Origin of the sequence: Mycobacterium sp. UM_11 (genome assembly GCF_001414075.1) — a bacterium.
In the GTDB taxonomy this organism is placed as follows: Bacteria; Actinomycetota; Actinomycetes; order Mycobacteriales; family Mycobacteriaceae; genus Mycobacterium.
Genome location: NZ_LATC01000142.1, coordinates 1 through 9,379 on the forward strand (window position 1 = coordinate 1; position 9,379 = coordinate 9,379).

At 70.2% G+C, this 9,379-nt stretch carries 12 protein-coding genes; 7 read left to right on the forward strand and 5 right to left on the reverse strand.

Annotation, left to right across the window (positions count from 1 at the left end):
* Nucleotides 1-191 (forward strand): hypothetical protein (locus WU80_RS25985; RefSeq protein ID WP_156371826.1); only part of this gene is annotated, 191 nt, incomplete at its 5' end.
* Nucleotides 188-1,015 carry an orotidine-5'-phosphate decarboxylase gene (gene pyrF, locus WU80_RS22840; RefSeq protein ID WP_055403727.1) on the forward strand — a complete coding sequence of 276 codons (828 nt, stop codon included), beginning with the start codon at nt 188-190 and terminating at the stop codon, nt 1,013-1,015. The genes WU80_RS25985 and pyrF, both read left to right, overlap by 4 nt.
* 27 nt (nt 1,016-1,042) lie before the next feature.
* Here the strand turns inward: pyrF and WU80_RS22845 are convergent, their stop codons facing one another.
* Nucleotides 1,043-1,465, reverse strand: a complete 423-nt coding sequence (locus WU80_RS22845) for a molybdopterin-binding protein (RefSeq protein ID WP_055403728.1) — start codon at nt 1,463-1,465, stop codon at nt 1,043-1,045.
* A 467-nt stretch (nt 1,466-1,932) separates the two neighbouring features.
* On the opposite strand from WU80_RS22845, the gene mihF reads away from it, so the two are divergent.
* The 5 genes from mihF (at nt 1,933) to metK (ending at nt 5,933) form a co-directional block, all read left to right on the forward strand.
* Nucleotides 1,933-2,247 carry an integration host factor, actinobacterial type gene (gene mihF, locus WU80_RS22850; RefSeq protein WP_007171927.1) on the forward strand — a complete coding sequence of 105 codons (315 nt, stop codon included), beginning with the start codon at nt 1,933-1,935 and terminating at the stop codon, nt 2,245-2,247.
* Between the two features lie 61 nt (nt 2,248-2,308).
* On the forward strand, nt 2,309-2,974 hold the full coding sequence (gene gmk / locus WU80_RS22855) for a guanylate kinase (protein WP_082459886.1): 666 nt from the start codon (nt 2,309-2,311) through the stop codon (nt 2,972-2,974).
* Nucleotides 2,975-3,028: 54 nt separating this feature from the next.
* The gene (rpoZ, locus tag WU80_RS22860) at nt 3,029-3,355 is read left to right on the forward strand and encodes a DNA-directed RNA polymerase subunit omega (RefSeq protein ID WP_055403752.1); all 327 of its coding nucleotides are present in this window, start codon (nt 3,029-3,031) and stop codon (nt 3,353-3,355) included.
* Between the two features lie 21 nt (nt 3,356-3,376).
* Entirely contained in the window at nt 3,377-4,624 is a 1,248-nt protein-coding gene (gene coaBC, locus WU80_RS22865; protein WP_055403730.1) for a bifunctional phosphopantothenoylcysteine decarboxylase/phosphopantothenate--cysteine ligase CoaBC, read from the forward strand.
* Between the two features lie 97 nt (nt 4,625-4,721).
* The gene (gene metK / locus WU80_RS22870; RefSeq protein WP_055403731.1) at nt 4,722-5,933 is read left to right on the forward strand and encodes a methionine adenosyltransferase; all 1,212 of its coding nucleotides are present in this window, start codon (nt 4,722-4,724) and stop codon (nt 5,931-5,933) included.
* Here the strand turns inward: metK and WU80_RS22875 are convergent.
* The 4 genes from WU80_RS22875 to WU80_RS22890 form a co-directional block, all read right to left on the reverse strand.
* Entirely contained in the window at nt 5,917-6,489 is a 573-nt protein-coding gene (locus WU80_RS22875; protein WP_055403732.1) for a pyridoxamine 5'-phosphate oxidase family protein, read from the reverse strand. The genes metK and WU80_RS22875 overlap by 17 nt on opposite strands.
* A gap of 70 nt (nt 6,490-6,559) precedes the next feature.
* Nucleotides 6,560-8,044 carry an NAD(P)/FAD-dependent oxidoreductase gene (locus tag WU80_RS22880; protein ID WP_055403733.1) on the reverse strand — a complete coding sequence of 495 codons (1,485 nt, stop codon included), beginning with the start codon at nt 8,042-8,044 and terminating at the stop codon, nt 6,560-6,562.
* A 10-nt stretch (nt 8,045-8,054) separates the two neighbouring features.
* Complete coding sequence (locus WU80_RS22885; RefSeq protein WP_055403734.1) at nt 8,055-9,020, reverse strand: alpha/beta hydrolase; 966 nt, start codon at nt 9,018-9,020, stop codon at nt 8,055-8,057.
* A 22-nt stretch (nt 9,021-9,042) separates the two neighbouring features.
* A partial coding sequence (locus tag WU80_RS22890; protein WP_156371828.1) for an alpha/beta hydrolase fold domain-containing protein occupies nt 9,043-9,379 on the reverse strand: 337 nt, incomplete at its 5' end.

A 9,379-nucleotide genomic window follows, 5' to 3' on the forward strand; every position in this document is an offset into this window, starting at 1 on the left:
TGTGTATAAGAGACAGGATCCGCTCCGCCGCGGTCTCGGTCAACATTCCCTGCGTCACGACGGTGCAGGGCGCCTCGGCCGCCATCCAGGGCATCGAGGCGGGCATCCGCGGCGACATCGGCGTGCGGTCCCTGCAGGAGCTGCACAGCCTGATGGGCCAGGGCGCCGCGCCCGGGCAAGGCGATCGGTGACCGGGTTCGGCCTGCGGCTGGCCGAGGCCAAGGCGCAACGCGGGCCGCTGTGCGTGGGCATCGATCCGCACCCCGAGCTGCTGCGCGCCTGGGACCTGCCGACCACGGCCGACGGGGTGGCGGCGTTCTGCGACATCTGCGTCGAGGCGTTCTCCGGGTTCGCCGTCGTCAAGCCCCAGGTCGCCTTCTTCGAGCCCTACGGCGCCGCGGGGTTCGCGGTGCTGGAACGCACCATCGCGGCCCTGCGCGCGGCGGGGGTGCTGGTTTTGGCCGACGCCAAGCGCGGTGACATCGGCACCACGATGGCCGCCTACGCCGCCGCCTGGGCGGGTGACTCGCCGCTGGCCGCCGACGCGGTGACGGCCTCGCCGTATCTGGGGTTCGGCTCGCTGCGGCCGCTGCTGGAGGCGGCCGCCGCGCACGACCGAGGCGTGTTCGTGCTGGCCGCCACCTCCAACCCCGAGGGCGCGACCGTGCAGCGCGCCGCCTTCGACGGCCGCACGGTGGCCCAGTTGGTCGTCGACCAGGCGGCTGTGGTGAACAAGTCCGCCACGCCGCACGGGCCCGGCTATGTCGGAGTGGTGGTCGGCGCGACGGTGCTTCAGGCCCCCGACCTCAGCGCGCTGGGCGGACCGGTGCTGGTGCCGGGCCTGGGCGTGCAGGGCGGACGGCCCGAGGCGCTCGCCGGGCTGGGCGGGGCGGATCCGGGCCAGCTGCTCCCCGCGGTGGCCCGCGAGGTGCTGCGCGCGGGGCCGGGCGTGCCCGAACTGCGGGCGGCCGGCGAGCGGATGCTGGACGCCGTCGCCTACCTGGCCGCCCCGTAGCCCGTCGTACGGGGCCCTACGTGCGCGTCAGTCCGACGCTAGCGACGTGCTGGGGCGCGCGGTCTCCACGATCACGGTGGTGGCCTTGACGACGGCCACGGCGACGCTGCCGGGGCGCAACTGCAGCTCCTCGGCGGCCTCGGTGCTCATCAGCGACACCACGGTGAAGGGACCGCACTGCATCTCCACCTGGGTCATCACCTTGTCGCTGGTCACCTGGGTCACCAGCCCGACGAACCGGTTGCGGGCCGAGCTGCCGATGCTGAGCGGATCCGGGGGCGGGGCCGGGGCGTTGCTGCGCGAAAAGCGGGCCAGATCCTCGCTGGCGATGACTTTGCGGCCGGCGGCGTCGTGGCTGACCGCCAGGGACCCCTGGTTGATCCATCGCCGGACCGTGTCGTCGCTGACTCCGAGCAGCTCAGCGGCCTGACGGATCCGCAGGTTCGACACGGCTAGATGGTAACTCCCTGCGTATCGGCCGGGGCTCGTACCAGCAATCGGCTCGCGAATCGCACCCGCGCGGCTACGCAGGCGCGACACGCGCGACACGCGACGAAAAATGCGAGATCGCCCGCATGACGCGTCTCGGCCCGCCGCGGCCCCCATCGGCCGGCGCCTCCCGCCTGCCCTCGGGCACCGCCCAGCCCGGCAAAACGGCTGCTCAGAGCGCTGCGGGCGCCCTCCTGGTAGGCCGGTTGGCCGACCTGACGGCCCCCGGTACGGCGGCCCTCAGGGCGGCCACGGCGACCGGTTTTTCGGGGCACCCGCCGGGCTCATGCTGGGAGTTTGTCCCCGGAACCAGGGGGCCGGGTTAGATTTCGTCAGGAGGCCTGAGTACGGTCGTCTCCGCTGGCTGAAGTAGCAGGCAGAGACACAAAGCGATCGATTGAGATTGATTGATCAGATACGGAGGAATCGTGGCCCTTCCCCAGTTGACCGACGAGCAGCGCGCGGCCGCGTTGGAGAAGGCGGCCGCCGCACGTCGAGCACGAGCAGAGCTCAAGGACCGGCTGAAGCGCGGCGGCACCAACCTCACGCAGGTGCTCAAGGACGCCGAGACCGACGAAGTCCTGGGCAAGATGAAGGTTTCCGCGCTGCTTGAGGCGTTGCCCAAGGTGGGCAAGGTCAAAGCGCAGGAAATCATGACCGAGCTGGAGATCGCCCCCACCCGCCGCCTGCGGGGCCTCGGCGACCGCCAGCGCAAGGCCCTGCTGGAAAAGTTCGGCTCCTAGTCCGGCCAGCCCGGCCGAGTTGGCCAACCCGCCCTGTGGGCGTCGCGGCCCAGGAGCGCCTGTGAGCGCCGGCGGGGGACCGGACGTCGAGCACGGGACGCGTCCCGCACCACCGGGACGTGTGGTCGTGCTGTCCGGTCCCTCCGCGGTCGGCAAGTCGACGGTGGTCAGATGCCTGCGCGAGCGGGTTCCTGACCTGCATTTTTCCGTCTCGGCCACGACGCGGGCGCCGCGGCCGGGCGAGGTCGACGGCGTCGACTACCACTTCGTCAGCCCCGCCCGCTTCCAGCAGCTCATCGACGACGGCGCACTGCTGGAGTGGGCCGACATCCACGGCGGGCTGCACCGGTCGGGCACCCTGGCCGAGCCGGTGCGGACCGCGACGGCAGCCGGAATCCCCGTGCTCATCGAGGTGGACCTGGCCGGCGCCAGGGCCGTCAAGAAGGCGATGCCGGAGGCCGTCACCGTGTTCCTGGCCCCGCCCAGCTGGCAGGATCTGGAGGCCAGGCTCGTCGGCCGCGGCACCGAAACGCCGGAGGCCATGCGGCGCCGGCTCGAGACCGCCCGCATCGAAATGGCGGCCCAGGACGACTTCGACGAGGTCGTCGTCAACAGTCAATTGGAGTCTGCGTGCGCCGAATTGGTATCCTTGCTGGTGGGAACTGCGCCGGGTCGGCATGACCCGCCTGGCCAGACCAGGAGCCGGACCATATCCAATCGAGATTGAGCATCGAATTGCCAGCGGTACCAGCCGCTTTAATCCGCCAGGAGATTGACCTACGTGACTATTCCGCAGTCTGACGCGGCGTTGGCCGCCGTCCCCGATCGGTTCGACCCGTCGGCCGGGGGGCAGGGCGCCTACGACACCCCGCTGGGCATCACCAACCCGCCCATCGACGAGTTGCTCGACCGCGTGTCGAGCAAGTACGCCCTGGTGATCTACGCCGCCAAGCGCGCCCGCCAGATCAACGACTACTACAACCAGCTCGGCGAGGGCATCCTCGAATACGTTGGGCCGCTTGTCGAGCCGGGGCTTCAGGAGAAGCCGCTGTCGATCGCGCTGCGGGAGATCCACGCCGACCTGCTCGAGCACACCGAGGGCGAGTAACAGGGCAGGGCCGGGCCAACTGTGGACCGCAAACGGATTGTCGTCGGCGTCTCCGGTGGCATCGCCGCTTACAAGGCGTGCACGGTCGTTCGTCAGCTCTCCGAGGCCGGTCATCTCGTCCGCGTCATCCCCACCGAGTCGGCGCTGCGCTTCGTCGGAGCCGCCACGTTCGAGGCGCTCTCCGGCCAGCCCGTGCACACCGACGTCTTCGCGAACGTCCCCGAGGTGCCGCACGTCCAGCTGGGCCAGAAGGCCGACCTGGTCGTGGTGGCGCCGGCCACCGCGGACCTGCTCGCCCGCGCGGTGCACGGCCGCGCCGACGACCTGCTGACCGCCACCCTGCTCACGGCCAGGTGCCCGGTGATGTTCGCGCCGGCGATGCACACCGAGATGTGGTTGCACCCGGCCACCGTCGACAACGTGGCCACCCTGCGGCGCCGCGGGGCGGTGGTGCTGGAACCGGCGTTCGGCCGGCTCACCGGCGCCGACAGCGGCTCCGGCCGGCTGCCCGAGGCCGAGGAGATCACCACGCTGGCCCAGCTGCTGCTGGAACGCCACGACGCGCTGCACTACGACCTCGCCGGCTGCAAGATGCTGGTGACCGCGGGCGGTACCCGCGAACCGATCGACCCGGTGCGCTTCATCGGCAACCGCAGCTCCGGCAAGCAGGGCTACGCGGTGGCGCGGGTCGCCGCGCAGCGCGGCGCCGAGGTCACGCTGATCGCCGGGCACACCGCGGGGCTGATCGACCCGGCCGGGGTCGAGGTCGTCCACGTCAGCTCGGCGGAGCAACTCGGCGACGCGGTGGCCAAGCACGCCCCCGCCGCGGACGTGCTGGTGATGGCCGCGGCCGTCGCCGACTTCCGGCCCGCGCAGGTTTCGGCCGCCAAGATCAAAAAGGGCCCAGACGATCAGGACAGCCCGCCCACGATCGAGCTGGTCCGCAACGACGACGTGCTCGCCGGTGCGGTGCGGGCGCGTGCCAGCGGCGAGCTGCCCAACATGCGGGCCATCGTCGGGTTCGCCGCGGAAACGGGCGACGCCAACGGCGACGTGCTCTTCCACGCGCGCGCCAAGTTGCGCCGCAAGGGCTGCGACCTGTTGGTGGTGAACGCGGTGGGCGACGGCAGGGCGTTCGAGGTGGACAGCAACGACGGCTGGCTGCTCGCGTCCGACGGCACCGAGTCCGCGCTGCAGCACGGCTCCAAGACGCTGATGGCCAGTCGTATCGTGGATGCGATCGCCACGTTCCTGCACGGCGGCGGATAAGACGGTTCGGTTCGCCTGAGGCGCCAGGCCAGGTGCCGGCCGGCCCGATGCCAGCCGATATAATTCGGTTTACTAACTATTCGGAAGGATTGAGATTGTGAGCGAAAAGGGTCGCCTGTTTACCAGTGAGTCGGTGACTGAGGGACATCCCGACAAGATCTGTGACGCTATCAGCGACTCGGTCCTCGACGCCCTGCTGGCGCAGGACCCCCGCTCACGTGTCGCGGTCGAGACGCTGGTCACCACCGGCCAGGTGCACGTCGTCGGTGAGGTGACCACGTCGGCCAAGGAGGCGTTCGCCGACATCACCAACACCGTCCGCGCGCGGATCCTCGACATCGGCTACGACTCGTCGGACAAGGGCTTCGACGGGGCGTCGTGCGGGGTGAACATCGGCATAGGCGCCCAGTCGCCCGACATCGCCCAGGGCGTCGACACCGCCCACGAGGCGCGCGTCGAGGGCGCCGCGGACCCGCTGGACTCCCAAGGCGCCGGCGACCAGGGCCTGATGTTCGGCTACGCGATCAACGACACCCCCGAGCTGATGCCGCTGCCGATCGCGCTGGCCCACCGGCTGTCGCGCAAGCTGACCGAGGTGCGCAAGAACGGCACGCTGGGATACCTGCGCCCGGACGGCAAGACGCAGGTCACCATCGCCTACGAGGACGACGTCCCGGTGCGCCTCGACACGGTCGTCGTCTCGACGCAGCACGCCGACGGCATCGACCTGGAGAAGAAGCTCGACCCCGACATCCGCGAGCACGTCCTGCAAACCGTGCTGAACGAGCTGGCGCACGACACCCTCGACGCGTCGGGCACCCGGGTGCTGGTCAACCCCACCGGCAAGTTCGTCCTCGGCGGCCCGATGGGCGACGCGGGCCTGACCGGCCGCAAGATCATCGTCGACACCTACGGCGGCTGGGCCCGCCACGGCGGCGGCGCGTTCTCCGGCAAGGATCCGTCCAAGGTGGACCGGTCCGCGGCGTACGCGATGCGCTGGGTGGCCAAGAACATCGTCGCCGCCGGGCTGGCGGAGCGGGTCGAGGTGCAGGTGGCCTACGCGATCGGCAAGGCCGCCCCGGTCGGCCTGTTCATCGAGACGTTCGGCACCGCGACCGTCGACCCGGTCAAGATCGAGAAGATCGTCCCCGAGGTGTTCGACCTGCGCCCCGGCGCGATCATCCGCGACCTGGATCTGCTGCGCCCCATCTACGCGCAGACCGCCGCCTACGGGCACTTCGGCCGCACCGACATCGAGCTGCCGTGGGAGCAGCTCAACATGGTCGACGAGCTCAAGCGCGCGATCTAGGCGGCGGGTGGTCGGCGTCCAACGCCGGCAATCCGTCGATGCTGCAGCGGTTGCGCTGGACGAGGCGGACGTACGCCTCGGCGGGCGCCTTGTTGTGGTGTTCGTCGAGCACAGGCCGTTCGTCGACGAGCTCGTAATACGGCACCGCGAACCCGCACGCGTCGGCGATCCGCTCCAGGTCGACGACGATGACGGCGCGCACGCCGGCGTGCGGCTTGCCGAAATGCGCTGCCAGGCCGCCGAACTCGGCGTCGTCGGGGCGGACCACCCGTCCGGTGCCGAACAGCCGCAGGATGCGCGAGTTGCGGCTGAACGAGCAGAACATGATCGTGATCCGGCCGTTTTCCCGCAGGTGGGCAATGGTTTCCACGCCGCTGCCGAACAGGTCCAGATAGGCGACGGTGTGGTCGTCGAGCACCGCGAAGGTGTCCCGATATCCCTTGGGGGACAGGTTGATTCGGCCTCCCTCGGAGGGCGCGGTGGCCACGAAGAACATCGCCTGGTCGCTGATGAACCGCTCCAGTGACTCGTCGAGACGCGCAAATTCCTTGGCCACGCGTGAAGCCTAGCGCCGGGCACCGACGGCCAGCACCGGGTTTTTCACCGCGGCCGGGGGCGGCCAGCGCTCAGCCGGTGAATTCGTAGTCGTCGAGGTCGAAGCGCCGGCTGCGCCAGTAGGCCTCCACCGTGGTGGTGGGGCGCAGCGGCACGTCGCCGTTCTTGTCGAAGTAGTAGCTGTTGGCCAGGCGGCAACTGTCCTGCCAGAAGATCTGCCGGTGCCGTCGGCGCAGCATCTCGGCGAAGTACCGGTCGTTGGCCTCCTCGGTGACCTCGACCCGCGTCGCGCCCTCGCGTCGCGCCCGTTTCAGGCACCGCACGATGTGGTGGGTCTGCGTCTCGATCAGCGCGAAATACGACGAGCCCACGTAGCCGTACGGCCCGAACACGGTGAACAGGTTGGGGAAATCGGGGACGCTCACGCCCTCGTAGGCCTGCAACCGGTGTTCGTCCCAGAACCGGCTCAGCGACTTGCCGCCGCTGCCGGTGACCGCGAACGTCGGGACGTCGTCGGGATCCATCACTTTGAAGCCGGTGGCCAGGATCAGCACGTCTATCTCGTGGTGTTCGCCGTCGGTGGTCGCCACCGCGTCGGGCGTGATCTTGTCGATCGGCTCGGTCACCAGTCGCACGTTGTCCCGGTTGAACGTGGCCAGGTACTCGTTGTGAAAACCGGGGCGTTTGCAGCCGACTGCGTAGCGCGGGGTGAGCTGGTCGCGCACCGCCGGGTCGTGCACCTGTTTGCGTAGGTAGGCCAGCCCGGCCGATTCCATCCTCTTGGCCAGCGGCAGGACGGTGAAGTAGTGCGCGGAGATCGGGAAGGTGACTTCGACGAAGGCCTGGCTGAGCAGCCGTTGCAGAATCTTGCCGCCGGGAATCCGCATCGCCCAGCGGGCCGGCGCGGGCAACGCGACGTCCAGCTTGGGGAAGCACCAGATCGGGGTGCGCTGAAAAACGGTGAGCTGGGAGACAATCGGCGCGATCTCGGGAATGACCTGGACGGCCGAGGCGCCGGTGCCGATGATCGCGACGCGCTTGCCGCTCAGGTCCTGGTCGTGATCCCAGCGGGCCGTGTGCATCGTCACCCCGCCGAAGGTGTCCACCCCGTCGATGTCGGGCAGGTTGGGCACGGTGAGCACGCCGCACGCGCTGATCAGGAACCGGGCGGTGACCGTGCCCCCCGGGTCGGTCTGCACCCGCCACAGGCACTGCTCGTCGTCGAACTCGGCCGATTGCACCTTGGTGTTCAACCGGATTCGCGACCCGATGCCGTATTTGTCGACGCAGTGTTCGGCGTACGCCTTGAGCTCACGGCCCCGCGCGTACGTGCGCGACCAGTCCGGGCTCTGCTCGAAGGAGAACTGGTAGGAGAACGACGGAATGTCCACGGCGATACCGGGATACGTGTTCCAGTGCCACGTCCCGCCCACCCCGTCGCCGGCCTCGACGACGAGGTAGTCGGGCAGTCCGGCGCGGTCGAGCTTGATGGCGGCGCCGATCCCGGAGAAGCCGGCGCCCACGATCAGGGTGTGGTAATCGGGAGTGCTGTTCATCGGTGCCCGCCTAGGGGTGTAGCGCCTTCTTCAGGGCGGCCAGCCCGCGGTCGGTGGCGTCACCGGCCGCTGGGATCACCAGCGCGAAGCTGGCGTAGCCGTGGACGAGGGTGGGCTCGTTGCTCAATTCGGCGGGCACGCCTGCCGCGTTGAGCAGGTCGGCGTAGCGGGCCCCGTCGTCGCGCAGCGGATCGTGTTCGGCGGTCCCGATGAACGCGGGCGGCAAGCCGGACATCTCCGTCGCGTTCGCCGGGGCGAGGGTGACGGGCAGCGTCGTGGGGTCGCTGATGTCGATGTGCGGCAGGTACCAGGACAGGAAGGCGTCGATCACGTCGCGGTCCAGGATGGGCGCGTTGGCGTTCTCGGTGAACGACGGCAGCGACAGGTCGGCGGTGACGACGGGGTACCACAGCAGCTGGAAGCTCAGCGCGGGCCCGGCGTTCTCGTTGGCCAGGTGGGCCATCACCGCGGCCAGGTTGCCGCCGGCCGAGTCGCCGGCCACGGCGATCCGGTCGGGGTCACCGCCCAGCTCGGCCGCGTTCTCGGCGACCCAGCGTAACGCCGCCCAGGCGTCGTCGACCCCGGCGGGGAACGGATGCTCGGGTGCCAGCCGGTAGTCGACCGACACCACGATGGCCTCGGCGCCGACGGCGTGCGAGCGGGCGACGGGGTCGTGGGTGTCCAGGCCGCCGAGGCAGAACCCGCCGCCGTGGTAGTAGACGACGACCGGCAGCGCTTCCGCCGGTTCCAGGGGTGGCCAGTAGATGCGCACGGGAATGTCGCAGTGCTCGCCGTAGTCGATCGTGCGGTCCTCGATCCGCAGGTCGGGCAGCATTTCGGGCGGCACCTGGAGCATGCGCATCCGGCGGCGCGCGACCTCCACGCCGTCGGACGCTCGGAACGTCAACGGGAAGGCGTCCAGCAACGCCTTGAACGTCGGGTCGATGCCCGCGCGGGCGAAGGTGGGCTCCGTCATGGATTCACCGTACGCCCAGCATTCACCCGCGCAGGCCGGTTCGCAGGGCGGTCAGGCCGCGCTCCATCGCCGCGGTGGCCGCCGGCACCACGCCGCCGTAGCCGAGGTACCCGTGCACCAGGGTCTCGGCGTTGTGCACCTCGACGGGCACGCCTGCGGCGCCGAGCAGTTCGCCGTACCGGATGCCGTCGTCGCGCAGCGGGTCGTAACCGGCGACGGCGATGTAGGCGGCCGCGAGCCCGGACAGGTCGGCCGCCCGCCCCGGCGCCATGCCCGGCGGCGGGGCCGACAGGTCGACTTCGCCCGCGTACCACCGCGAGAACTCCGCGACGGCCCTGACGTCGAGGATCGGCGCGCCG

What these genes read in the sequence shown, in the direction of transcription:
- WU80_RS22880 (WP_055403733.1), bottom strand. Translation starts at nt 8,044, where the DNA reads ATGAACAGCACTCCCGATTACCACACCCTGATCGTGGGCGCCGGCTTC.
- WU80_RS22885 (WP_055403734.1), bottom strand. Translation starts at nt 9,020, where the DNA reads ATGACGGAGCCCACCTTCGCCCGCGCGGGCATCGACCCGACGTTCAAG.